This is a genomic window from Streptomyces sp. NPDC050738 (assembly GCF_040654175.1).
Taxonomy (GTDB): domain Bacteria; phylum Actinomycetota; class Actinomycetes; order Streptomycetales; family Streptomycetaceae; genus Streptomyces.
Genome location: NZ_JBFAHN010000001.1, coordinates 453,952 through 477,346, shown reverse-complemented (window position 1 = coordinate 477,346; position 23,395 = coordinate 453,952). Strand labels below are relative to the sequence as shown.

Sequence of the window (23,395 nt, the reverse complement as noted above, 5' to 3'; positions counted from 1 at the left end):
GAACGGGGCAGCGCCCGCTGTTCCTCCCGCCCCTGGCGTCGTCTCTAGAGGTACGGCCCCGAGCGGACCGCTCCGTGGCCGTCGTCATCGTCGTCGTCGTGACCGCCCGTGCCGGGGGGCAGTGCGCGGCGCATCTGTTCCAGCTGGGCCCGTGCCGCCATCTGCTGGGCGAACAGGGCCGTCTGGATGCCGTGGAAGAGGCCTTCGAGCCAGCCCACCAACTGGGCCTGCGCGATGCGCAGTTCGGACTCGGAGGGGATCGCCTCGTCGGTGAAGGGGAGGGAGAGGCGTTCCAGTTCCTCGACGAGCTCGGGGGCGAGACCGTCCTCCAGCTCCTTCACCGAACTGGCGTGGATGTTCTTGAGGCGGACCCTGCTCGCCTCGTCCAGAGGAGCCGCACGGACTTCCTCGAGAAGTTGCTTGATCATGCTGCCGATGCGCATGACCTTCGCGGGCTGTTCGACCATCTCTGTCACTGGGACCTCGCGCGACTCGTCACCACTGCCGGTCCCGCCGCCGAGCGCCATCCCGTCCTGTCCCACCACTAGGACCTGCGGGTGCTCCTGCGACCGTTCCGACCGTTCACTCCTCGGCATCTCCATGCCGTCATTCTCTCGTACACCTGACTCACCTGACGGTGTGCCCCCGTACGAGGGTGATCCACCCTCGTACGGGGGCACAGGAGGCCCGGGATCCGGTCGTACGGGTCAGACGGCCGCCCGCCGGGACAGTGCCCCGTTCGAGCGCGTGACCAGCGCCGCCAGCAGCGCCGCGCCCAGCGGGACGGCGATGAGCAGCGCGGCCAGGGTGGCCCAGGGGACGACGACGGGGACGTACGGAATCGGGTTCGACCCGCCGTATCCCTGGTCGAGCATGTCCTGGTAGAAGCCCATCTCCTGGCGCTTCTCGGTGAACCTCAGCCCGATCGCGGGCAGGACGCCGGCCGCCGAGCCGAGCACCACACCCATCACGGCCACCACCCCGCACTGGAATCCGCTGAGGGTACGGCGCACCCTGGGTGCCGCTCCCACCGCGGCGAGCGTCTTGAGGTCGGCCTCGGCGTCCGCCTGGGCGAGGCCGGTGGCGATGCCCGCGGCGCCGATCGTGATGAGTCCGGCGAAGATGGTCAGCGCCAGCAGGACGATGTTGCTCTCGGCGGTGTAGCCCTCCTCGATGTGCAGGTTGATCTCGGCGCCGATCTGGTCGATGTCGCTGTCCAGACGCTGCTTCTGGGCGCTGCCGGGCATCTGGTCGGTCGTGAAGTACGCACCGAACGGGACCGTGGTGAGGCCCGCGGCCTTCGCCGTGGACGGCGGCATGATCAGGGAGACGCCGTAGGTCCTGGGGGATCCCGACGCCTGGTGTGCGGCGAAGGACTTGATCGCACCGGGGGCGTCCTTGCCTTTGGACGCGGCTTCGTCGGCGGCCTTGGGGTCGGTGATCAGACGGACGTCGATCGTGCCCCGCGAGGTGAGGCTGGGCTTGTCGAAGGAGACGATCTTCCCCTCGGACAGGGCCTGTTCCGACGCCGGATCGTTGATGCCCAGCACCTTCAGCAGCTTCGCGTCGGCGACCAACAGACCGTTGTCGACCTCAAGCATGCCGTCGTTCGTGCGCAGGCAGCGCCAGTCCTTGCTGAGCTTGCGGCGCTCCTCCACGCTGAACTTCGCCGAGGGATCCGTGCCGTCCGCGGACGGGGCGTACAGCGGGCAGACGTTGGCCTTGGGCACGGCGACCTCATAGCGTCCGCAGCCCGGCGCATCGCTGTACGACTCGCAGGTCACCTTCCCGACGACGACCCGGTCCACATCGGCCCGTACATCCACCGGCAGGTCCTTCTGCACCGCGTTGCGCACCTGCGGCACATCGCGCCCACCGGCCTCGGAGGAGGTCACGGCGACCGCACCGTAGGGCAGCGTGGCCGTGTAGGCGGCCTTCTGCTGGGCCTCGCTGCTCGCCGTGTACGTCGCCACCGCGACCGTGCCCGCGACGGCGGCCAGCACCGCGGCCACCGCGGGAGCCGTACGGCCCCGGTTGCGTACAGCGTCGCGCAGCGCCAGCCGCGGGGAGAGCGGCAGGATGCTGCCGGCCCGGCCGAAGAGGCCGACCAGGGCCGGGGTGAGTGCGACCACGCCCAGTTCGGCGACAGCGCTGCCGCCCCCGACGATCAGCGAGGAGCTGGACATCGTGGATCCGTACAGGGCGATCGCCGCACCGAGGAGGACCGCGATCAGGCCGAGCGCCGGCAGTACGCGGTTGGAGCGGCGCACCCCGCGACGGCCGGTGAGCGAGGCGAGGACGGTCTCGCGGGACGAGGTGATGGCGGGCACGACCGCCGCCATCAGGCCGGTGAAGACGGCGAGCAGCCCGATGCCGAGGAGTTCCAGCGGCCGTACGTCGAAGCTGCCGAAGCGCTTGCCGATGTAGTCCTCCAGCAGCGGCTGGAGCGCGAAGGTGAGCAGGAGGCCGAGGACGGTTCCCACGACCGCGGCCGCGATGCCGATCACCAGACCGCCGGAGAGCACGATGGCCCGGATGTGCCTGCGCTCACCGCCGTTGGCGCCCACGAGGCCGAGCTGACGGCGCGAGCGCCGGGCGCCGACCGCGAACGCGGGGCCTGCGAGCAGGCAGATCTCCAGGATGGCCAGGCCCACGATGGTGGCGAAGGCCGCGACCAGCTCGGCCTTGGCGGCGTTGCTGCTTTCGTAGCTGCTCCAGTCGGGCTTCTGGAACAGCGGCACCTCGGAGCGGGCGGGCGGGTTCAGGGCCACCAGTCGCGAGGTGACCATCGCGCCCTTGGTGTTGGCCTCCTTGACCATGTTCCACGTGAAACCACCGGCCACGGTGACCAGTTGAGTGGTGCTCTTGTCCGACGTGGGCAGATCGACCGCCTTGAGCGCCTTGTTGAGCGGGTCGATGAAGGTGCCGGGAAGCGCGTTGATCTGATCGGTCTTGAGCTCGCTGGGCAGTTCGTAGGCGCCGACGATCGTGTACTTCGTGCCTTCCACCCCGCGTACGGAAAGCAACGATCCGACATCCAGCCCGCTGGACTTCAGGAACTGGGTGGTCGCGGCGACCTCGCCGGCCTTCTCGGGGAAGCGGCCGTCGGTGAGGCTCATGATGCCCTTGGCCATCGGGTCCGTGGCCTTCAGCTCACGGATGTCCGCGTACAGCAGCCCGTGCGTGGTGCGGAACTTGCCCGAACTCGTCGAATCCTCAAGGGTTTTGGCCCCTGCCGGGATGATCTTGGAGAGATCGGTCTTTCCCTCGGGCCAGGAATCGCCGTCCTTGATGTCCTTCGCCGGCTGGTTCTGATTTCCGTCGGGGTCCTGGAAGAGGGCGACGCCGCCCATCTCCGGGTCACGTACCCGCGCATCGGCCCGCCCCAGGGACCGGTCCATGGCCTGCTCGGTGGAGAGGTCGGAACTGCGCAGGGTCAGATCGGCGGCGCTCACGCCGAGGATCGGCAGCGCGATCATGGCGAGGACGAGGAAGCTGCGTCCCTTGTAGCGCCAGGCGTCGCGGCGGGCGATACGGATCGCGGCGCGCCAGGAGTGGAACCAACGGTTCACAGTTCGGCCGCCTGGCCGGTCAGGAGCGATTCGGCGTCGCTGCGCACGGTCTGGTCGACGACGCCGCCGTCGCGGAGGAAGACCACCCGGTCCGCCCAGGCCGCGAAGCGCGGCTCGTGCGTGACGAGGACCCCGGCCGCTCCGCCGTCGCAGCGGGCACGCAGCAGGGCCAGTACGGATTCACCGGTCTCGGAGTCCAGCGCACCGGTCGGCTCGTCCGCGAGCACGAGGCGCCGGTCGCCGACCAGGGCGCGGGCGATGGCGATGCGCTGCTGCTGGCCTCCGGACATCTCGTCGGGGAAGCGGTCGGCGAGGTGCGCCAGGTCCATCTCCTCGAGTGACGCCATGGCTTCGGTACGGGCCTTGCGCGCCGATACGCCGTCGAGTTCACGCGGCAGGGCGACGTTCTCCGCGGCGGTGAGCGCGGGGATGAGGTTGTAGTCCTGGAACACGTAACCGATGGAGCGCCTGCGCAGCGCGGCGAGCACCTTGCGGCTCGACGTGGTGATGTCGGTCCCCTCGACGATCACCTGACCCGAGGTCGGGTTGTCGAGGCCGCCCGCGATGGTGAGCAGGCTGGACTTCCCGGAGCCGGACGGGCCCATGACGGCGACGAGTTCACCGGGGAAGACATCGAGGTTGATACCGCGCAGGGCGTGCACCTCGGTGGCGCCGCTGCCGTGCACGCGGGTCAGTTCCTTCAGCTGCAGCACCGGCTGCCGGGGCGGCTGTGTCGGGTGGTCGGACATGGTGAGGGGTCCCCCCTGGACGTGCGGACGTACGGACGGAAGAGCGGCCGGCGCTCAGCGGTGAGCGGTCGACGGCCGGTGGTGAGCGGTCAGCGGCCGGTGGTGCGGGGCGCCGTGGAGGCGGCGGATGGTGCGGCCGCCGTGCGGTCGGCGTTCTGCCCCGTCCCCCGCGCGACCGCCGCCGAGAGCCTGATCAGCCGCGCCTCGCAGTGGTCGAGCCAGCGGGCCTCGGCCTCGGTCTGGAAGATCAGCTGTTCCAGGACGAGCAGCCAGGCCACGTCGTCGCGTTCCTGTGTGCCCGCGGCACCGGCCTTCTCGATGGCGGTGAGGGCCTGGGATTTGAGCCGGGTGTAGTCCTGCATCGCCTTCACGGTGTGATGGCGCTGGGACTGGATGACCCCGCGGATGTCCACGCCGGGTGCCCCGACGGCCATCGCGAGCTTGATCGACAGCTCGTCGCGGGCCGGGCTGGTGCGGTCGACGGGTGCCTCGTACCAGTTCTTCAGCTCCTGGCGGCCGTCGTCGGTGATGGCGTACAGCGCGTGGCCGGCCTCGTCCACGCCCTCCTGCACGACCATCCCGTCGCGCTCCAGACGGTTGAGGGTCGTATAGACCTGTCCGACGTTGAGGGGCCAGGTGGCACCGGTGCGCGACTCGAATTCGCTGCGGAGCCGGGAGCCGTAGCGAGGGCCCCGCTCAAGGAGGGCGAGGAGCCCGTGGCGGATCGACATACTGAGTATGTATACCGAGTATGTCGGGGAAAGCAAGCCTCTACGGCCTGCGCAGGCGCATCCCGAGGAAGCCCAAACCGAGACCCACCAGGGCAAGTCCGCCCCCCAGCACCTCGACGCGGATCTCCAGTGGAGTCGGCCCGGAAACGGCCTGGGCTGCGGGCTTCCTGGCGGCCGCGGCGGGGGTGTGCGAAGGGCGGGGGCTGGGAGGCGGGGGCGGCTGGATTTCTTCGGCGAGGGGGACCGGATCAGGGATGTCGGTCGGTGCCCCGAAAGGGTTCGGCCCGCGTCCCGGCAGCGCCCGGCCCGCCCCGGCGGCCGATCCGGCCAGTGAGGGGCCGGGCGAAACGGTGGATGCGGCGCTGGGCGACGCGCTCTGCGGGCGGGGCGCCGCGGGTTCGTCGGCGTACACCGAGGCAGGCAGGGACAGCACGGCCAGCGCCACCAGAGCGATCATGCAGCCAGCGTCACATCTGACAAGAAGTCCGGCATCCCGGGCGCATCGGTCGGTGGTCCGGCCGGCGGTACGGCCCCGGGGGTCAGGCCGGGTTGCCGGTGGAGACCTTCACGTAGAAGATCGCGCCCTTCGGGGGAACGGCGGTCGCGTAGGAGGGGGACTGCTCGATCACGATGCCCTCCCCCTCCGCGTTCTCGTCGATCGGCTCTTCCTTGATCGTCCAGCCCGCGGCATAGGCACAGGCCTTCACGGACTCGATGTCCTTGTAGAGGAAGTTCGGCGCGGTGACCTTCTTCGGGTCCAGGCCGTCCTCAGGCGCGTCCGAGCAGTCCGTGGAGTCGATCGTCCTGGAGCGGTCCGGGCCCTTGTGCCCCGCCACCGCGGCGCTGCTGGAGCTGCCGTCGCTCGGCGAATTGCCGGTGTCGTCCGGCTTGTTCATCTGGATCGCCGCGATCACGCCGCCTATCGCGAGAAGCGCCACCGCGATCGCGCCCACGATCAGCGGCATGTTCTTCCTGCCGCCGCCGGCAGAGCCCGTCGAGCCGGTCGAAGTCACCGGCCCCTGGGGCGAGATGGTGTACGGAGGCGGGGTCTGCATGCCGTACTGCTGGGCCGGCGGGGTCTGGTAGCCCTGCTGCTGTTGCGGATAGCCGTAGCTCGGCGGGGCGGGCGTCTGGGCCGCGTAGGGCGACGGGGTCGGGATCGGACCGGGCTGGTACGGCGTCTGTACGGCACCCTGCTGCGGCATCGAGGGCATCGGGGCGCTCACCGGCGGGAAGACGGCCGAACCCACCCCCGAGCCGCTGTTCGCCGGCGGGCTGCCCACCACGACCGAAGGAGCGGCGCCCGTCTGCCCGGACGACATCACCCGCGCGCACTCGTCACCCATCGCCGCGGCGCTCGGGAAACGCTCGTTCGGGTTCTTCTTCAGCGCGCGGGCGACCAGGGCGTCGACCGCGGGAGGAACCGACCTGTTGATCGACGAAGGAGCGACGGGCTCCTCCTGGACGTGCGCGTAGGCGATGGCGAGCGCGGAGTCCGCGTCGAACGGCAGCCGCCCGGTCAGCAGTTGGAAGAGCATGATCCCGACCGAATACAGATCGGAACGGGCGTCCACGGCCCGGCCCAGCGCCTGCTCGGGCGAGAGGTACTGCGGAGTGCCGACGACCATGCCGGTCTGCGTCATCGAGGTGACGCCCGACTGCATGGCGCGCGCGATGCCAAAGTCCATGACCTTGACGGTCCCGCGCTTGTTCAGCATGACGTTGCCGGGCTTGATGTCCCGGTGGACCAGGCCCATTTCATGGCTGGCCTCCAGCGCCGCCAGCACATCGAAGGTGATCTTCAGGGCCTTGTCCGCGGGCATCGCGCCGTACTGCGTGATGTCCGCCTGGAGCACCGAACCGAGCGGCTGGCCCTCCACGTACTCCATGACGATGTACGGCATCGGGCCCTCGCCCAGCACGTCCTCGCCGGTGTCGAAGACCGAGACGATGTTGGTGTGCGAGAGCTTGGCGACGGCCTGCGCCTCGCGCCGGAATCTCTCACGGAAGGACTGCTCGCGGCCCAGTTCGGTGTGGAGCGTCTTGATCGCGACCTGGCGGTCCAGCGCGGAGTCGTACGCCAGGTACACCGACGCCATGCCGCCCTCGCCGAGGAGGTCGCGGAGCTGGTAGCGGCCGCCCGCGACCGAACCGCCCGCATAGCGGCCGTGTGCGCCGTCCTGGCTCATGACTGTGCGTCCCCCTGGGCTGCGGATCTTCCGTTGTACCGGGCAAGTCTGCCCGAGGGCACTGACACGTCAAGCCGGATGCCCGTTCCGTGACCGTAAGGGAAGAGAAAGCACCGGGAATTTGCATGGGTACAGCGGGAACCGGTTTGATGACCGGTCATTCCCGAACCGGCCCTTCCGGACGAGCCTGTAGCGTGACGAGGCAAAGTACCCGAGGACCACCCGCTGACGCGGACCCTAACGACGGCGAGGACTGATGGCACCCGAATCCGAGGCAAACGGCGGCGGTATGCCGGACGCGCCGGAGAACTGGGGGATCGGCGGGCTGGTCGGCGACGGCCGCTACCGCCTCACCCACCGTCTCGGACGCGGCGGCATGGCCGAGGTCTTCGCCGCCGAGGACGTACGGCTCGGCCGGACCGTGGCGGTGAAGCTGCTCCGCTCCGATCTGGCCGAAGACCCGGTCTCCAAGGCCCGGTTCACCCGCGAGGCGCAGTCGGTCGCGGGCCTCAACCACCATGCGGTGGTCGCCGTGTACGACTCCGGCGAGGACCACTGGGGCGGCAACACCGTTCCGTACATCGTGATGGAGCTGGTCGAGGGCCGCACCATCCGCGACCTGCTGCTCAACGCGGAGGCCCCGCCCCCCGAGCAGGCGCTGATCATCGTCTCCGGTGTGCTGGAGGCGCTCGCCTACTCGCACCAGCACGGCATCGTGCACCGCGACATCAAGCCGGCGAACGTCATCATCACGCACAGCGGTGCGGTGAAGGTGATGGACTTCGGCATCGCACGCGCCCTGCACGGCGCGCAGTCGACGATGACCCAGACCGGCATGGTCATGGGCACGCCGCAGTACCTCTCCCCCGAGCAGGCACTCGGCAAGGCCGTCGACCACCGCTCCGACCTGTACGCCACGGGCTGTCTGCTGTACGAACTGCTCGCGCTGCGGCCCCCGTTCACCGGTGAGACCCCGCTCTCGGTGGTCTACCAGCACGTCCAGGACATCCCGCTGCCGCCTTCGCAGGCCTCCGACGCGGTACCGCCGGAACTCGACGGCCTGGTCATGCGTTCTCTGGCCAAGGACCCCGACGACCGCTTCCAGAGCGCCGAGGAGATGCGCGGCCTGGTCGCGTACTCCCTGCAGATGCTCCAGCAGCAGGGTGGCCACACCGGCACCTGGAACACCGGTCCCGTCGCCGTGCCCGAGGGCACTCCTCCCATGGGCAGCACGGCGGCGACGGCGATGCTCGGCCAGAACCAGTACAGCGACACTTCGCAGAGCCCGATCCTGCCGCCGATGAACCCCGACGACGGCGGGTACGACGGCACGGGCGGCCCGCGCAAGAACAACCGCGCCTGGATGTGGGTGGTCGCGTTCCTCGCCGTGGCCGCGATCGGTGTGGGCATCGCCTTCGCCCTGGACGGCCTCGGCGGCGACGGCGGCGGTACGGACCCGACCAAGTCGCCGTCCGTCACCGCGTCCCAGTCGGAGGAGACGCAGGACACCCCGTCGGACACCACGTCCGAGGACCCCTCCACGGAGGACACCTCGACGGGCGACCAGACCGACGAGCCCAGCTACACCCCGTCTCCGACGCCGACGCCGAGCGACACCCCGACGACCGAGGGACCGTCCGAGACCCCGTCGGAGACGCCGCCGACGGACGACCCGACGACGAAGGAACCCACCAAGGAGCCCCCGACGACTCCGGCCGACACGGGCCAGCCCGGGGGAAGCAGTACCCCCACCCCCTGACCCGTCACCCCGCGAATGCCTCGCACACCGCCTCGTATTCGCGCGTCCACCACACCGCCAGGGCCGATGCCGCAGGAAACTGCGCGTCGGCCCTGCGGTCGTGCAACTGGTAGCGCCAGCGCAGTATCCAGAAGTCGTTGAGCCGTTCCCACCACACCCGGTGCACCGCGGCCGCGAGTTCCCCCGCGTCCGCCCCCGCGGCCTGTCGGTAGGCGCGCGCATAGGCCCGTACCTTCGCCAGCTCCAGCTCCCCCGTGGGCCGTACGAAGAAGATCACCGCGGCCCGCACCGCCTCCTCCGCGCGCGGCTGCACCGCGAGGCGGTCCCAGTCGACGATCGCCGCGGGCTCGGCATCCTGGTAGAGCAGATTCAGCGGATGGAAGTCCCCGTGCACCCAGCCCCCGCCGCCGCCGGCCGGCGGCCGCCGGTGCGCGTGGCGCTCCAGCAGGGACCGGCGCTCGGACAGCCGGTGTTCGGCCAGCTCGTCGAAGGCGTCCCGGGGGGAGCGCCCGCGCGCGAGCCCGAGCAGCTCCTCGATCAGGGCGAAGGAGTCCGCCGGGTCGGCGCTCTCGTGGGTCGCCGGAGGCTCGGCCTCCATCACCCGCTCGAGGCAGATGTGTACGAGACCGAGCAGCGACCCGAGGTGCCGCGATCCCCCCGCCGTGAGCTGCGCACCGTCGCGGTGGCGTCCCTCGATCCAGGGGTGCAGGGCGTAGCAGCGTCCGCCGATCACCGCGACGGTCGATCCTTCCGCGTCCGCCACCGGAGGCGCGACCGGGACCCCGAGCCGGCCCAGCCGCTGGGTGGCACGGTGCTGGCGTGCGATGGCGTCGGGGTCGCCGTCGAGGTGGTGCTTGAGGAAGTAGTCGCCACGGGTGGTGGCGAGCCGGTAGCCGCGGTTCAGCAGGCCCTGGGCGACCGGTTCGCAGGAGAGCGGGTCGCCGGCGGACGCGTAGCGGCGCAGCAGGGTGCCCACGGGGGGTGCGGAGGGCTCCACGGAAGTCGGCAGGGTGTCAGATGAGCGCGGCACCCGCCAGATGTTAGATCACGCAGCGTGGCGAACCGCTCGCGGTCGGGCGTACTGCAGCTCGTCGATGTTCACGAACTGCGGGACGATCCGCAGGTGGACCGGATCGAACGGCTCGCCGTTGACCTCGACCGGGGCGGGCTCGAAGAGCGCGAGCTCCTCGTCGGTCGGCACGGTCGCCTCGGCGGTTCCGGTGAACTGCACGGACCACAGCCCGGGCTCCCCGAGCCCCAGATTGTCGGCGGCGTAGGTCACCACGCTGCCCACGCAGGCCACGTGATGGCCGAGGCCCGCGTGCATCCGCAGGACGACTTCGCCGTCGGCGGTCACGATGTGGCGGGCTATGGCGAGGAAAGGGAGCGCTCGCATGCTGGTCGCCACCCGGCCGTAGGTGACACGGCGGAGCAGTGACAGGGCGCGGAGTTCCTCGGTGGACATGTTCTCCACTCTGCGCCGCCGACAGGTGGCCGCAAAAGGGGCGGCCGCCCTGACGAATCGGGACGTAAGTCCCGAATAATCCAGCGTTTGTCAGTGCTTCTCCGCCTGAATGCGCGCCACATAGGCCGCGGCCTGCGAGCGCCGTTCCATGCCCAGCTTGGAGAGCAGGCTGGAAACGTAATTCTTGATCGTTTTCTCGGCGAGATGCAGCCGCTCGCCGATGACCCTGTTGGTCAGTCCCTCGCCGATCAGATCGAGGATCTTCCGCTCCTGATCGGTGAGGTTGGAGAGCCGGTCGTCGCCCTTGGCCTTGCCGCCGTCGCGCAGCCGCTCCAGCACCCGGGCGGTGGCGACCGGGTCGAGCAGGGACTTGCCCGCGGCCACGTCCCGGACCGCGTTCAGCAGCTCATTGCCGCGGATCGCCTTGAGCACGTACCCCGAGGCTCCGGCCATGATCGCGTCGAAGAGGGCCTCGTCGTCGGCGAAGGAGGTCAGCATCAGGCATTTGATCGACTCGTCCTGGGAGCGGATCTCGCGGCAGACCTCGACTCCGCTCCCGTCGGGCAGCCGTACGTCGAGAACAGCGACGTCCGGCCGGGTCGCAGGGATCCTGACCAGGGCATCTGCGGCCGTACCGGCCTCGCCGACGACCTGGATGTCGTCCTCGGACGAGAGCAGCTCATGGACTCCACGACGCACCACTTCATGGTCGTCAAGGAGAAATACATGGATTTTTCCGTCTTCGCGCACGGGGTCAGTGTCACATACGAACTCTTCCCGTGCCCGGGGTGAGCGGGATAACGTGCCCCTGTTCCGGCTCCCTGTCAGGCTGTGACCAGTGCTCTGACCAGCGGCTGATTGCCCTTTTCTCGATTTACTTGGAAATCCAAGCAAAATCGCAGGTCAAATGGGGTTTCGCAGTTCCGCAGAACACTGGGTAACGTGCTTTTGACAGGATGCTCGCCGGGGCACCTGTCACGCCTGTTCCCGGCCGCTCCGCACCCACCCCGTGCGGGGGCCGAGGACAACAGGCGAGCCGCACTGGTCACCGGCGAACCCGGGGACCGGACCGACGGAGGAGCACGCACGTGACCGTGGAGAGCACTGCCGCGCGTAAGCCGCGACGCAGCAGCAGCAAGCGCGCAAGCAGCGCAGCCGCCAAGCCGCCACAGAGTTCCGAGCCCCAGCTGGTACAGCTGCTGACGCCCGAGGGCGAGCGCGTACAGCACCCTGATTTCGACGTGGAGCTGACCCACGACGAACTGCGCGGCCTGTATCGGGACATGGTCCTGACCCGCCGCTTCGACGCCGAGGCCACGAGCCTCCAGCGCCAGGGCGAACTGGGTCTGTGGGCCTCGCTGCTCGGCCAGGAGGCCGCGCAGATCGGCTCCGGCCGGGCCACCCGTGAGGACGACTACGTCTTCCCGACCTACCGCGAGCACGGCGTCGCCTGGTGCCGCGGGGTCGACCCGACCAATCTTCTGGGCATGTTCCGCGGCGTGAACCACGGCGGCTGGGACCCCAATACCAACAACTTCCACCTCTACACGATCGTCATCGGCTCGCAGACGCTGCACGCGACCGGTTACGCGATGGGTGTGGCCAAGGACGGCGCGGACTCCGCGGTCGTCGCGTACTTCGGCGACGGAGCATCGAGCCAGGGCGACGTACTGGAGTCCTTCAACTTCGCGGCGGTCTACAACGCCCCGGTCGTGTTCTTCTGCCAGAACAACCAGTGGGCGATCTCCGAGCCGACCGAGAAGCAGATGCGGGTGCCGCTCTACCGCCGCGCCGAGGGCTTCGGCTTCCCCGGCGTACGGGTCGACGGCAATGACGTGCTGGCCTGCCTGGCCGTCACCAAGTCCGCGCTGGAGCGGGCCCGCCGGGGCGAGGGACCCACGCTGATCGAGGCGTTCACGTACCGGATGGGTGCGCACACCACCTCCGACGACCCCTCCAAGTACCGCTCGGACGACGAGCGCGTCGCCTGGGAGGCCAAGGACCCGATCCTCAGGCTCCGGCGCTATCTGGAGGCCGAAGGAGCCGCCGACCAGGCGTACTTCGACGAGCTCGAGGCCGAGAGCGAGGCCATGGGCAAGCGGGTGCGCGAGGCGGTACGGGCGATGCCCGACCCCGAGGTGATGGCGATCTTCGAGAACACCCACGCGGACGGCCATGCACTGGTCGACGAGGAGCGCGCGCAGTTCGCCGCTTACCAGGCGTCCTTCGCAGAGGAGGGCAACTGATCATGGCCGCAACCAAGATGCCGATCGCCAAGGCGATCAACGAGTCGCTGCGCAAGGCGATGGAGAACGACCCCAAGGTCCTCATCATGGGCGAGGACGTCGGCCGCCTCGGCGGTGTCTTCCGCGTCACCGACGGCCTCCACAAGGACTTCGGCGACGGCCGCGTCATCGACACCCCGCTCGCCGAGTCCGGCATCGTCGGCACCGCGATCGGGCTGGCGCTGCGCGGTTACCGGCCCGTCGTGGAGATCCAGTTCGACGGCTTCGTCTTCCCCGCGTACGACCAGATCGTCACGCAGCTCGCGAAGATGCACGCCCGCGCGCTCGGCAAGATCAAGCTCCCCGTCGTCATCCGCATCCCGTACGGCGGCGGCATCGGCGCCGTCGAGCACCACAGCGAGTCGCCCGAGGCGCTCTTCGCGCACGTCGCGGGCCTCAAGGTCGTCTCGCCGTCCAACTCCTCGGACGCGTACTGGATGATGCAGCAGGCCATCCAGAGCGACGACCCGATCATTTTCTTCGAGCCCAAGCGGCGCTACTGGGACAAGGGCGAGGTCGACGTCGAGGCCATCCCCTCCCCGCTGCACAAGGCGCAGGTCGCCCGCGAGGGCACCGACCTGACGCTCGTCGCGTACGGACCGATGGTGAAGGTCTGCCTGGAGGCGGCCGCCGCGGCGCAGGAGGAGGGCAAGTCCCTGGAGGTCGTGGACCTGCGCTCCATGTCGCCCATCGACTTCGACACCATCCAGACGTCGGTGGAGAAGACGCGGCGCCTGGTCGTCGTGCACGAGGCTCCGGTCTTCCTGGGTACGGGTGCGGAGATCGCCGCCCGGATCACCGAGCGGAGCTTCTACCACCTGGAGGCGCCTGTGCTGCGGGTCGGCGGGTATCACACGCCGTATCCGCCGGCGCGTCTGGAAGAGGAGTACCTGCCGGGCCTGGACCGGGTGCTCGACACCGTCGACCGCTCGCTTGCGTACTGAGGAGCGCCGTGACCATGACTGCTGAGAACGCAACCCGCTTCCGCGAGTTCAAGATGCCCGACGTGGGCGAGGGACTGACCGAGGCGGAGATCCTCAAGTGGTACGTCGCGCCGGGTGACACGGTGACCGACGGCCAGGTGGTGTGCGAGGTCGAGACGGCGAAGGCGGCCGTCGAACTCCCCATCCCCTTCGACGGGGTGGTGCACGAGCTGCGCTTCCCCGAGGGCACGACGGTGGACGTCGGCGAGGTGATCATTTCGGTGGACGTGGCGCCGGGGTCCTCGGAGCCGGCCGCCGTATCGCTGCCGGAGCCCGCCGCCGAGCCGGAGCCGGAGGCGGAGGCGAAGCCCGCGGGCCGTCAGCCGGTGCTCGTCGGATACGGCGTCGCGGAGTCCTCGACCAAGCGCCGCGCCCGCAAGGACACTTCCGCCGAGACCGAGAGCGCCCCCGAGGGCACGTACTACTCGAACGGCAGCGCGCCGGCCGCGAACCGGCCGCTCGCCAAGCCCCCGGTGCGCAAGCTCGCCAAGGACCTGGGGATCGACCTGGCGACCGTCACGCCCACCGGGCCCGACGGTGTCGTGACCCGGGCGGATGTGCACGCTGCGGCGGCGCCGGCTGCCGTGCAGGCAGTCGCTCCGGTCGCGACGCCGGCTGCGGCTCCGGTGGCTCCGGCGGCTTCGTCCGCGGGCGACGTTTCACGTGAAACACGCATTCCCGTCAAGGGAGTTCGCAAGGCCATCGCCCAGGCCATGGTCGGCAGCGCCTTCACCGCGCCGCACGTCACCGAGTTCATCACGCTCGATGTCACCCGGACGATGAGGCTGGTCGCCGACCTCAAGGAGGACAAGGAACTCGCGGGTCTGCGCGTGAACCCCCTCCTGATCATCGCCAAGGCGCTCCTGGTCGCCATCAAGCGCAACCCGGACGTCAACGCGGCCTGGGACGAGGCGAACCAGGAGATCGTGCAGAAGCACTATGTGAACCTGGGCATCGCCGCGGCCACCCCCCGCGGCCTGATCGTCCCGAACATCAAGGACGCGCACGCCAAGACGCTGCCCGAACTGGCCGCGTCCCTGGGCGAGCTGGTCTCCACGGCGCGCGAGGGCAAGACGTCCCCCGCCGCCATGCAGGGCGGCACCGTCACCATCACCAACGTCGGTGTCTTCGGCATCGACACCGGTACGCCCATTCTCAACCCGGGCGAGTCCGCGATCCTGGCGGTCGGCGCGATCAAGCTCCAGCCCTGGGTCCACAAGGGCAAGGTCAAGGCCCGCCAGGTCACCACGCTGGCGCTCTCCTTCGACCACCGGCTGGTCGACGGCGAGTTGGGCTCCAAGGTGCTGGCCGATGTCGCGGCCATCCTGGAGCAGCCGAAGCGCCTCATCACCTGGGCATAAAGGGCGAACCCCGCGACGGAGGACTCTCCGTCGCGGGGGCCGCTCGCCGTGCGCCATGATGCGCGCATGCGTGAACCTCACAGACGTTTCATAGCCGGGGTCCTGTCTCTCGGCCTCGCCGCGGCCTGCGCGGCCTGCTCCCCCGACGACACCCCCGCGGCGGACGCCAAGCCCGCGAAGAAGGCCTCGCCCTCGGCAACTCCCGTACACGGGACGCCGGGTGCGACCGGCCTTAAGGACTCGATCTACCCGTCGTCAGGCAACGGCGGTTATGACGCGCTCCATTACGACCTGGCCCTGTCCGTCGTGCCCAAGAGCGCCAAGGTCCTGACCGCCACCAGCACCATGACGGCGAAGGCCACACAGAACCTCTCGCGCTTCAGCCTCGACCTCTCCGGGCTCGTCGTCGCCTCGGTCACGGTCGACGGCAAGCAGGCGGCCTTCGCCCGCGCCGGTACGGAACTGACCGTCACCCCCGCCCAGGCTCTTGCCCGGGATGCCGAGTTCAAGGTCGTCGTCACGTACAGCGGCAGCCCCAAGAGCCTCAAGCGCAAGGGCGAGACCGAGGAGGGCTGGCTCACCACGGACGACGGCGCCCTGGTGATGGGCGAGCCGCTCGGCGCGATGACCTGGTACCCGGTCAACGACACCGTCCAGGACCCGGCGACGTACGACATCGCGCTGACCGTGCCGAAGGGGCTGACGGGTGTCTCAGTCGGCACCCTCGCGGGCAGGGACACCAACGGCTCCACGTCCACCTTCCGCTGGCACGACGAGGATCCGACCATCCCGTATCTGGTGACGGTCGCCGTCGGGAAGTTCACGCTCACCACGGCGAGGACGAAGTCCGGGATCCCGGTGGTCAACGCCATCGACCCCCGGCAGAGCGCCAAGGGCCGCGCCTTCGTGGCCAAGATCCCCGAGGTCATCGCCTGGGAGGAGAAGCGCTTCGGCCCCTACCCCTTCCACTCGGCCGGCGCGATCGTCGACCACGACCCGAAGCTGGGGGTCGCCCTGGAGACGATCGGCCGGCCGCTCTACGGCCAGGCGATGGACCCGTCGGTGATGGTGCACGAGTACGCGCACATGTGGTTCGGGGACTCGGTCAGGCTCACCGACTGGTCGGACATCTGGCTGAACGAGGGCTTCGCGACCTACGCGGAGTGGCTGTGGAGCGAGGACCACGGAGAGGCCTCGGCGCAGGAGTGGTTCGACCACCTCTACGCGATCAAGGCGAGCGACAAGCTGTGGTCGTACCCGCCGGGCAAGGTGGTCAAGGGCAGCCAGACCTTCGGGGTGCCCGTCTACTACCGGGGCGCGATGGTCCTCCACCAGGTACGGAAGGCCGTCGGCGACAAGGCGTTCTTCCGGATCCTGAAGTCCTGGACCGCCGAGCGGAAGGGGACGTCCGCGACGACGGCGGAGTTCATCGCGCTCTGCGAGAAGACCTCGGGCAAGAAGCTGGACAAGATCTTCGACAACTGGCTCTATAAAAAGGGCAAACCGTCCTATAGCTGACACGGCGTACGGGTCCGCGTCCGTATCGCGGACCCGTACTTCTGGTGCACCTCTGTTGTATCTATGCTGTCCGCATGCCTGCCGCCCCTGCCAAGCAGCCGCCCGCTGCCGACCGTGTCTACACACACATCAAGCAAGCCGTGCTCGACCGCCGCTACGAGGGCGGCACCCTCCTCACCGAGGGCGATCTCGCCGAGGCCGTCGGCGTCTCCCGCACCCCCGTGCGCGAGGCCCTGCTCCGACTGGAGGTCGAAGGGCTGATCAAGCTCTACCCGAAGAAGGGCGCGCTCGTCCTCGCCGTCTCCGCGCAGGAGATCGCCGACGTGGTCGAAACCCGGCTGCTGGTCGAGGAGTTCGCCGTACGCAAGGCCGCGAACCCCAGCCCGGTCCTGATCGCCCGCCTCGAAGAGCTCCTGGAGCAGCAGAAGCAGCAGGCCGCCGCAGGCGACCTGGCCGAGGTGTCCGTCACCGACCGCTGCTTCCACGCCGAGATCGTGCGCAGCGCGGGCAACCAGATCCTCTCCCGTCTCTACGACCAGCTGCGCGACCGGCAGTTGAGGATGGGCGTGGCGATCATGTACGCCAACCCCGACCGCATCGCCAAGAACATCGCCGAGCACACGGAGATCCTCGACGCGCTGCGCGCAGGTGACACCGAGGCCGCCGTCACCGTCGTGCACCGGCATGTGGGATGGGTGCGGAATCTGGCCCGGGGTGACGTGCGATGAGCGCCTCCACCACGACGACCCTGCCCGGAGATCCGCCGGGCGGCCGGCGCGCGGCCGCGATGTGGGGGATCGGCGTCGCGGTCTACTTCGTCGCCGTCATCTTCCGCACCAGCCTGGGCGTCGCCGGCCTGGACGCCGCCGACCGCTTCCACGTCAACGCCTCGGCGCTCTCCACCTTCTCCATACTCCAGCTGCTCGTGTACGCGGGCATGCAGATACCCGTCGGCCTGCTCGTCGACCGCCTGGGCGCCAAGCGGGTGCTGACCTTCGGGGTCGTGCTCTTCACGCTCGGCCAGCTGGGCTTCGCCTTCTCGCCCTCGTACGGAATGGCCCTCGCATCCCGCGCCCTGCTCGGCTGCGGCGACGCGATGACGTTCATCAGCGTGCTGCGGCTCGGCACCCGCTGGTTCCCGGCCCGGCGCGGACCGCTCGTCGCGCAGCTCGCCGGACTGGTCGGGATGGCGGGCAATCTCGTCTCGACCGTGGTGATCTCCCGGGCGCTGGGCGACCTCGGCTGGAGGACGACCTTCGCGGGCAGCGCCCTGGCGGGCGTCGTGGTCCTGGTCCTGCTGGTCCTTTTCCTGAAGGACCACCCCGAGGGGCACGAGCCGCCGCCGGCGCAGCACGCGGGTTCGGTGTACGTACGGAAGATGATCGCCGCCGCCTGGCGGGAGCCCGGCACCCGGCTCGGGATGTGGGTGCACTTCACCACCCAGTTCCCCGCGATGTTCTTCCTGCTGCTGTGGGGGATGCCCTTCCTGGTGGAGGCCCAGGGCCTCTCGGAGGCGACCGCGGGCGAACTGCTCACGCTGGTCGTGCTCTCCAACATGGTGGTGGGCCTGGTCTACGGACAGATCATCGCGCGCCACCACGCGGCACGGCTGCCGATCGCGCTGACCACGGTCGCGGCGACGGCGCTGACCTGGGCGCTCACGCTCTCGTACCCCGGTGAACACGCCCCGATGTGGCTGCTGGTGATGCTCTGCACCGTGCTCGGCGCCTGTGGTCCCGCCTCGATGATCGGCTTCGATTTCGCCCGCCCGGCCAATCCGCCGGAGCGCCAGGGCACCGCATCGGGGATCGTCAACATGGGCGGCTTCATCGCCTCGATGACGACGCTGCTGGTGGTCGGTGTGCTGCTCGACGCCACCGGCGACAACTACCGGATCGCCTTCTCCTGCGTCTTCGTCCTGCAGGCGGCCGGCCTCACCCAGATCCTGCGGCTGCGCTCCCGCTCGGCGCGCAGGGAGCGGGAGCATCTGGCGCCGAGCCGGGTGGAGGCGGTCCACGTCCCGGTGTGAGACGCAGCCCTGTGTGAGGAAGGGGAGTTACGGCGTCACGGCGAACTCGCGCAGGATGGCCGCGGCCAGGTCCTGGTCGCCCTCGGCCTTGATCCGGTCCGCGACCGCCGCGGCCCGCACCCGGCCCGTGGCGAGACGGAAGTAGGTCTCCCAGTCCATGACGATGGTGGCGAGCGGGCCCAGCGAAGGAGCACCGTCGACCGTGCCGTGGCCGTCCGCGTCGATCCGTACGGTCCGCATGAACTCGACCGGGCCGTGGATGTCGAAGACGACCGCCGAGTTCGGGGGCGCGCCCGCGTCCTTGGCGACCACCTTCGGCAGCACGGCGAGGAAGTTGTCGCGCGCGACGTAGGCGCCGGGGGAGTCGAGATTGCCGGGCCTGTTGAGCGCGGTGCGCAGATCCTGCTCGTGCACCCAGATGTCGAACGCCCGCATGCGCAGGGCGAGTTCGAGCGTGGTCTCGGCGCCGAGGGGCGCGCGGACCTTGGTCTCGGGCTGGCGGTTCTCGTTCCGCAGCTGCCGTGCGCGGCGGATGATCGTGTACTCGAGATCCGCGGTCATCTCGGGGCCCGTGTGGTGGCGGCGCACGTCGACCTGCATCTCCATGTACCGCTGGTGCTCGGTCTGTACGTGGTAGAGGTCGCGCGGCAGGGTGTGGATGGGGCGCGGGTCGCCCAGCTGTTCGCATTCGACGCCGATGATGTGCGAGACGATGTCGCGGATCGACCAGCCGGGGCACGGGGTCGCGCGGTTCCATTCGCCTTCGACGAGCGGTCCCACCAGCTCGGATATCGCTTCGATCGAGTGGGTCCAGGCGTCGGCATAGGGCTGGAGGCTTGGGTGGACGGTCAACGGGACCCCTCGGAGCGGTGTTCTGCGGTACGTGGGCTTGGGTGTCTGAGCGCTTAAGCTACGCTGCCCAGCGGCACCCCGGCAGTGCTTTGGTGTGACGATCGTAGGCCCGCGTTGACGGCTCGAATGCCAGGACGGTGGTACTGTGCGCGCCTCTCTCATCCAGATCGATGTAAACCCGGACGAATCCTCCAATTCCCGTAGGCAGCGCGTCGCTTCACTGGTGCGGGGTCAAGCGGGCGCCGATCTCGTCGTCCTCCCGGAGCTCTGGCCTGTCGGCGCCTTCGCCTTCGAGACCTTCGCCGACGAGGCCGAGCCGCTGGGGGGCCCGACGTACGAGGCGATGTCCAAGGCGGCGTCCGACGCGGGGGTCTGGCTGCACGCCGGCTCCATCGTCGAGCGTGACCCACTGGGCCCCCTCTACAACACCTCGCTGGTCTTCTCCCCCGACGGCGAGCTCGCCCGTACGTACCGGAAGATCCACCGCTTCGGCTTCGACCAGGGCGAGGCCGTCCTGATGGGCGCGGGCGACGAGCTCGTGACCGTCGCGCTGCCGGCGACCACCCTCGCCCTGGCCACCTGCTACGACCTCCGCTTCCCCGAGCTCTTCCGCGCACTCACCGATGCGGGCGCCGAGATGTTCGTGATCCCGGCGGGCTGGCCCGAGCGCCGTCGCGCGCACTGGTCCCTGCTCGCCCGGGCCCGCGCCGTCGAGAACCAGGCATACGTCCTGGCCTGCGGCACCGCGGGCACGCACGCCGGTGTCGAGCAGGCGGGCCACTCGGTCGTCGTCGACCCCTGGGGCGAAGTGCTGGCCGAGGCGGGCTCCGGCGAAGAGGTGCTGACCGTCGAGCTCGACCCGGCCAGGACCGCCGCGACCAGGGAGCAGTTCCCCGCCCTCAAGGACCGCCTGCTCGGCCTGGATCCGCCCCGCCGCTGAGGCTGTCCCCTGGGCCGTCACCCTCTTGGTCTCCGCGGATCGCGGATGCCCCAGCCCGGTGTCCGGCCACCGAGATGTAGCCGCGGGCCGCGCCGCCGGTGAAGGAGACCGCCTTGCCGGGCTTGCTGTACGCGGAGACCTTGCCGAGCCCGAGGCCTTTGGGGGCCAGGTCGACGAGGCCGGAGCCGCCGCCCTGCGTCTCCGGGGCCTTGGGGGTGGTCGGGTAGGCGGCCTCGAAGAGCCGGGCGTCGACCACATTGCCGAGACCGCGGACCCGGGCCTGCCAGGCGTCAGCCTGGACGCCGTCGTCGGTCTCGACGACAGTGCCCCAGGCCTCGTTCTTCGGGTCCGTGATGGGCGCCGAAGCCGAATGCGCGGCGCCGGCGGCCGAGATGGCCGCCGCGAGAGCGAGTCCGCCTGCCGTGATGGCACGCAGACCCGTGGTGCGCCATGCGTTGAGCTTGCTCATGGCCACCCACTCCTTCCTTACGGTGATCGGCCGAGAAGTCGGCCACTGTCCGTAAGCGGAACATCGCGCTCTGTGATGCGCATGCGGGGGGTGCCATCCGGGTAAGCGCCGCGTCAGCCTTCGCCGTGGCCCACGCGCCCGTCCGATTTCTCCGCCATGTGGATCACGCAGACCGCGACGGCGATCATCAGCGCGATGTCCGTGTCCTCGCGGACCACGTCCACGGCGTACGTCTCGCGCACCCGGAACCACTTGCGCGAGACGAGCGCCAGCAGCTCGTCGTCGTACTCGATCTTGAACTCGCGGTCGAAGATCTTCCCGCTGACGTCGAGCTCGGTGCCTTCGTTGAGCTTCACGCGGTAGTGGTCGCGCAGCAGCGAGAACTTCTTCTTGCGGATGGTCGCGAGCTCCTCGTCGTCCCGTTCGAGGGTCATCGCGTCGCGGATGGAGAGCATCTTCTCCTTGATGGTGATCAGCGACCGTCCCGACCGGTCCTTGATCTCCAGGGTGTCCCTGATCCGCAGGACCTTGCCGTCGACGAAGAACGCCTTGTCGCCGTTCTGGTCCTCGATCCAGTAGTCGTCACCGATGTCGAAGAGCTTGTCGCGCACGAGGAATTTCATGGGGCCAGGCTTACCCCGTTGTGGGCGGTTCGCACCCTGCGCACACGTGTTCCGGCGGAGTGGCAAGCTTGAACCATGAACGATGCGACCTCCGCCCCCCGCCGTGCCCGTGTCCGCGCCCCCGAGCTTGTCGGCAAGGGCGGTTGGCTGAACACGGGCGGCACCTCCTACACCCTCGCCGACCTGCGAGGACGCATCGTCATTCTCGATTTCTGGACCTTCTGCTGCATCAACTGCCTGCATGTTCTCGACGAGCTGCGCGAGCTGGAGCAGAAGCACAGCGACACGGTCGTGATCATCGGCGTCCACTCGCCGAAGTTCGTGCACGAGGCCGAGCACGCAGCGGTGGTGGACGCCGTCGAGCGCTACAACGTGCACCACCCGGTCCTCGACGACCCCGAGCTCGCCACCTGGAAGCAGTACGCGGTCCGCGCCTGGCCCACGCTCGTCGTGATCGACCCCGAGGGGTACGTCGTCGCGCAGCACGCCGGCGAGGGGCATGCGCACGCCATCGAGAAGCTGGTCGAGGAGCTGGAGGCCGAGCACGGCGCGAAGGGGACGCTGCGGCGCGGGGACGGTCCGTACGTGGCGCCCGAGCCCGTCGCCACCGATCTGCGTTTCCCCGGCAAGGCGCTGCTCCTGGAGAGCGGCAACTTCCTGGTCTCCGACTCGACCCGCCATCAGCTCGTCGAGCTCGCGGCCGACGGTGAGAGCGTCGTACGGCGCATCGGCGGCGAAGGCGTCTTCAACGAGCCGCAGGGGCTCGCGCTGCTTCCCGGCGGGAAGATCGCGGTCGCCGACACGGTGAACCACGCCATCCGTACGTACGACCCGGCCACCGGAGAGATCGCGCTGATCGCGGGCACCGGCAAGCAGTGGTGGCAGGGGGCGCCGACCTCGGGGCCCGCCCTGGAGGTCGCCCTCTCCTCGCCGTGGGACGTCGCCTGGTTCGGCGGGCGGCTGTGGATCGCGATGGCGGGCGTGCACCAGCTGTGGACGTACGACCCGGAGAGCGGGAGCGTCGAGGTCGCGGCAGGGACCACCAACGAGGGGCTGCTCGACGGCCCGGGCGTCGAGGCCTGGTTCGCCCAGCCCTCGGGGCTCGAAGCCGCCGGGGACCGGCTCTGGGTCGCCGACTCCGAGACGTCCGCGCTGCGGTACGTCGACCTGGACGGGGCCGTGCACACCGCCGTCGGCACGGGCCTCTTCGACTTCGGGCACCGGGACGGGGCCGCCGACCAGGCGCTGCTCCAGCACCCGCTCGGGGTCACGGCGCTGCCCGACGGCTCGGTCGCCGTCTCGGACACGTACAACCACGCGCTGCGCCGCTACGACCCGGCGACCGGTGAAGTGACCACGCTGGCCACGGACTTGAGGGAGCCCTCCGATGCGGTGCTCGTCGGCGACGACATCGTCGTCGTGGAGTCCGCGCGCCACCGGCTGACCCGGCTGCGGCTTCCCGAGGAGGCGGTCCGGGTCGAGTCCGTCGCCCACCGCACCCAGCGGGCGGCGACCGAAGTGGCCCCGGGGAAGCTGGAGTTGGACGTCATCTTCCAGGCGCCCGCCGGCCAGAAGCTCGACACGCGCTACGGCCCGTCGACCCGGCTGCTCGTCTCCTCGACCCCGCCGGAACTGCTGCTCTCGGGGGAGGGCACGGACACCGACCTGGCCAGGACGCTGGAGCTGAATCCCGATATCGCCGAAGGCGTGCTGCATGTCTCCGCGATGGCCGCGTCCTGCGACGACGACCCGGAGAACGAGTACCCGGCCTGCCACATGCACCAGCAGGACTGGGGCGTCCCCGTCCGCGTGAGCGCGGACGGGGTGACTCGGCTGCCGCTGGTGCTGGCCGGGATGGACGCTTAGAAGG

The 23,395-nt window shown here is 69.7% G+C and carries 21 protein-coding genes; 9 read left to right on the top strand and 12 right to left on the bottom strand.

The features are described 5' to 3' along the window. Nucleotides 1-44 precede the first annotated feature (44 nt). The 6 genes from AB0H78_RS02250 to AB0H78_RS02225 all read right to left on the bottom strand — a co-directional run bounded on the left by AB0H78_RS02250 (nt 45) and on the right by AB0H78_RS02225 (nt 7,241). Complete coding sequence (locus AB0H78_RS02250; RefSeq protein ID WP_363232298.1) at nt 45-602, bottom strand: bacterial proteasome activator family protein; 558 nt, start codon at nt 600-602, stop codon at nt 45-47. A 105-nt stretch (nt 603-707) separates the two neighbouring features. Next, nucleotides 708-3,572, bottom strand: a complete 2,865-nt coding sequence (locus AB0H78_RS02245; protein ID WP_363232297.1) for an ABC transporter permease — start codon at nt 3,570-3,572, stop codon at nt 708-710. Continuing rightward, on the bottom strand, nt 3,569-4,321 hold the full coding sequence (locus AB0H78_RS02240) for an ABC transporter ATP-binding protein (protein ID WP_363232296.1): 753 nt from the start codon (nt 4,319-4,321) through the stop codon (nt 3,569-3,571). Before AB0H78_RS02240 ends, AB0H78_RS02245 begins: the two co-directional genes overlap by 4 nt. Before the next feature lie 89 nt (nt 4,322-4,410). Next, nucleotides 4,411-5,052: a PadR family transcriptional regulator gene (locus AB0H78_RS02235; protein WP_363232295.1), complete on the bottom strand. Its 642-nt coding sequence runs from the start codon at nt 5,050-5,052 to the stop codon at nt 4,411-4,413. Nucleotides 5,053-5,092: 40 nt separating this feature from the next. After that, entirely contained in the window at nt 5,093-5,509 is a 417-nt protein-coding gene (locus tag AB0H78_RS02230; protein WP_363232294.1) for a hypothetical protein, read from the bottom strand. Nucleotides 5,510-5,591: 82 nt separating this feature from the next. Beyond that, on the bottom strand, nt 5,592-7,241 hold the full coding sequence (locus tag AB0H78_RS02225) for a protein kinase (protein WP_363232293.1): 1,650 nt from the start codon (nt 7,239-7,241) through the stop codon (nt 5,592-5,594). 256 nt (nt 7,242-7,497) lie between these two features. Between AB0H78_RS02225 and AB0H78_RS02220 the strand changes: the two genes are divergently transcribed. Beyond that, complete coding sequence (locus AB0H78_RS02220; RefSeq protein ID WP_363232292.1) at nt 7,498-9,000, top strand: protein kinase; 1,503 nt, start codon at nt 7,498-7,500, stop codon at nt 8,998-9,000. 4 nt (nt 9,001-9,004) lie between these two features. Here AB0H78_RS02220 and AB0H78_RS02215 read toward each other — a convergent pair whose 3' ends face one another. From AB0H78_RS02215 to AB0H78_RS02205, 3 genes are all read right to left on the bottom strand, one after another. Beyond that, nucleotides 9,005-10,009, bottom strand: coding sequence for a phosphotransferase (locus AB0H78_RS02215; RefSeq protein ID WP_363232695.1), 1,005 nt, complete (start codon nt 10,007-10,009; stop codon nt 9,005-9,007). 36 nt (nt 10,010-10,045) lie between these two features. Next, the gene (locus tag AB0H78_RS02210; RefSeq protein WP_363232291.1) at nt 10,046-10,465 is read right to left on the bottom strand and encodes a pyridoxamine 5'-phosphate oxidase family protein; all 420 of its coding nucleotides are present in this window, start codon (nt 10,463-10,465) and stop codon (nt 10,046-10,048) included. A gap of 90 nt (nt 10,466-10,555) precedes the next feature. Continuing rightward, nucleotides 10,556-11,215 carry a response regulator transcription factor gene (locus AB0H78_RS02205; protein ID WP_363232290.1) on the bottom strand — a complete coding sequence of 220 codons (660 nt, stop codon included), beginning with the start codon at nt 11,213-11,215 and terminating at the stop codon, nt 10,556-10,558. Between the two features lie 338 nt (nt 11,216-11,553). Here AB0H78_RS02205 and pdhA point away from each other — a divergent pair, with 338 nt between their 5' ends. From pdhA to AB0H78_RS02175, 6 genes are all read left to right on the top strand, one after another. Continuing rightward, entirely contained in the window at nt 11,554-12,711 is a 1,158-nt protein-coding gene (gene pdhA / locus AB0H78_RS02200) for a pyruvate dehydrogenase (acetyl-transferring) E1 component subunit alpha (RefSeq protein WP_363232289.1), read from the top strand. Nucleotides 12,712-12,713: 2 nt separating this feature from the next. After that, nucleotides 12,714-13,694: an alpha-ketoacid dehydrogenase subunit beta gene (locus AB0H78_RS02195; RefSeq protein WP_363232288.1), complete on the top strand. Its 981-nt coding sequence runs from the start codon at nt 12,714-12,716 to the stop codon at nt 13,692-13,694. A gap of 14 nt (nt 13,695-13,708) precedes the next feature. Continuing rightward, nucleotides 13,709-15,094 (top strand): dihydrolipoamide acetyltransferase family protein, encoded by a 1,386-nt coding sequence (locus tag AB0H78_RS02190; protein WP_363232287.1) that lies wholly within the window; start codon nt 13,709-13,711, stop codon nt 15,092-15,094. 66 nt (nt 15,095-15,160) lie between these two features. Further along, nucleotides 15,161-16,612, top strand: a complete 1,452-nt coding sequence (locus tag AB0H78_RS02185) for a M1 family metallopeptidase (protein ID WP_363232286.1) — start codon at nt 15,161-15,163, stop codon at nt 16,610-16,612. Between the two features lie 74 nt (nt 16,613-16,686). After that, nucleotides 16,687-17,340 (top strand): GntR family transcriptional regulator, encoded by a 654-nt coding sequence (locus AB0H78_RS02180; RefSeq protein ID WP_363232285.1) that lies wholly within the window; start codon nt 16,687-16,689, stop codon nt 17,338-17,340. Then, nucleotides 17,337-18,641, top strand: a complete 1,305-nt coding sequence (locus AB0H78_RS02175) for an MFS transporter (protein ID WP_363232284.1) — start codon at nt 17,337-17,339, stop codon at nt 18,639-18,641. The genes AB0H78_RS02180 and AB0H78_RS02175 overlap by 4 nt, the downstream gene beginning before the upstream one ends. A gap of 27 nt (nt 18,642-18,668) precedes the next feature. On the opposite strand, the gene AB0H78_RS02170 is transcribed toward AB0H78_RS02175, so the two are convergent. Beyond that, nucleotides 18,669-19,493, bottom strand: coding sequence for a maleylpyruvate isomerase family mycothiol-dependent enzyme (locus tag AB0H78_RS02170; protein WP_363232283.1), 825 nt, complete (start codon nt 19,491-19,493; stop codon nt 18,669-18,671). Nucleotides 19,494-19,638: 145 nt separating this feature from the next. Here AB0H78_RS02170 and AB0H78_RS02165 point away from each other — a divergent pair, with 145 nt between their 5' ends. Next, nucleotides 19,639-20,433 (top strand): carbon-nitrogen family hydrolase, encoded by a 795-nt coding sequence (locus AB0H78_RS02165; protein WP_363232282.1) that lies wholly within the window; start codon nt 19,639-19,641, stop codon nt 20,431-20,433. Here AB0H78_RS02165 and AB0H78_RS02160 read toward each other — a convergent pair. Then, nucleotides 20,393-20,902, bottom strand: coding sequence for a hypothetical protein (locus AB0H78_RS02160; RefSeq protein WP_363232281.1), 510 nt, complete (start codon nt 20,900-20,902; stop codon nt 20,393-20,395). The two genes, AB0H78_RS02165 and AB0H78_RS02160, sit on opposite strands and share 41 nt — an antisense overlap. Nucleotides 20,903-21,015: 113 nt before the next feature. Next, nucleotides 21,016-21,525, bottom strand: a complete 510-nt coding sequence (locus AB0H78_RS02155; RefSeq protein WP_363232280.1) for an LURP-one-related family protein — start codon at nt 21,523-21,525, stop codon at nt 21,016-21,018. Nucleotides 21,526-21,600: 75 nt separating this feature from the next. Between AB0H78_RS02155 and AB0H78_RS02150 the strand changes: the two genes are divergently transcribed. Next, nucleotides 21,601-23,391, top strand: a complete 1,791-nt coding sequence (locus AB0H78_RS02150) for an NHL domain-containing thioredoxin family protein (RefSeq protein WP_363232279.1) — start codon at nt 21,601-21,603, stop codon at nt 23,389-23,391. Nucleotides 23,392-23,395: the final 4 nt, after the last annotated feature.

Coding starts and splice junctions, on each gene's coding strand:
- AB0H78_RS02250 (WP_363232298.1), bottom strand. CDS start 602: ATGGAGATGCCGAGGAGTGAACGGTCGGAACGGTCGCAGGAGCACCCG.
- AB0H78_RS02240 (WP_363232296.1), bottom strand. CDS start 4,321: ATGTCCGACCACCCGACACAGCCGCCCCGGCAGCCGGTGCTGCAGCTG.
- AB0H78_RS02235 (WP_363232295.1), bottom strand. CDS start 5,052: ATGTCGATCCGCCACGGGCTCCTCGCCCTCCTTGAGCGGGGCCCTCGC.
- AB0H78_RS02230 (WP_363232294.1), bottom strand. CDS start 5,509: ATGATCGCTCTGGTGGCGCTGGCCGTGCTGTCCCTGCCTGCCTCGGTG.
- AB0H78_RS02225 (WP_363232293.1), bottom strand. CDS start 7,241: ATGAGCCAGGACGGCGCACACGGCCGCTATGCGGGCGGTTCGGTCGCG.
- AB0H78_RS02220 (WP_363232292.1), top strand. CDS start 7,498: ATGGCACCCGAATCCGAGGCAAACGGCGGCGGTATGCCGGACGCGCCG.
- AB0H78_RS02210 (WP_363232291.1), bottom strand. CDS start 10,465: ATGTCCACCGAGGAACTCCGCGCCCTGTCACTGCTCCGCCGTGTCACC.
- AB0H78_RS02195 (WP_363232288.1), top strand. CDS start 12,714: ATGGCCGCAACCAAGATGCCGATCGCCAAGGCGATCAACGAGTCGCTG.
- AB0H78_RS02190 (WP_363232287.1), top strand. CDS start 13,709: ATGACTGCTGAGAACGCAACCCGCTTCCGCGAGTTCAAGATGCCCGAC.
- AB0H78_RS02185 (WP_363232286.1), top strand. CDS start 15,161: ATGCGTGAACCTCACAGACGTTTCATAGCCGGGGTCCTGTCTCTCGGC.
- AB0H78_RS02180 (WP_363232285.1), top strand. CDS start 16,687: ATGCCTGCCGCCCCTGCCAAGCAGCCGCCCGCTGCCGACCGTGTCTAC.
- AB0H78_RS02175 (WP_363232284.1), top strand. CDS start 17,337: ATGAGCGCCTCCACCACGACGACCCTGCCCGGAGATCCGCCGGGCGGC.
- AB0H78_RS02160 (WP_363232281.1), bottom strand. CDS start 20,902: ATGAGCAAGCTCAACGCATGGCGCACCACGGGTCTGCGTGCCATCACG.
- AB0H78_RS02155 (WP_363232280.1), bottom strand. CDS start 21,525: ATGAAATTCCTCGTGCGCGACAAGCTCTTCGACATCGGTGACGACTAC.
- AB0H78_RS02150 (WP_363232279.1), top strand. CDS start 21,601: ATGAACGATGCGACCTCCGCCCCCCGCCGTGCCCGTGTCCGCGCCCCC.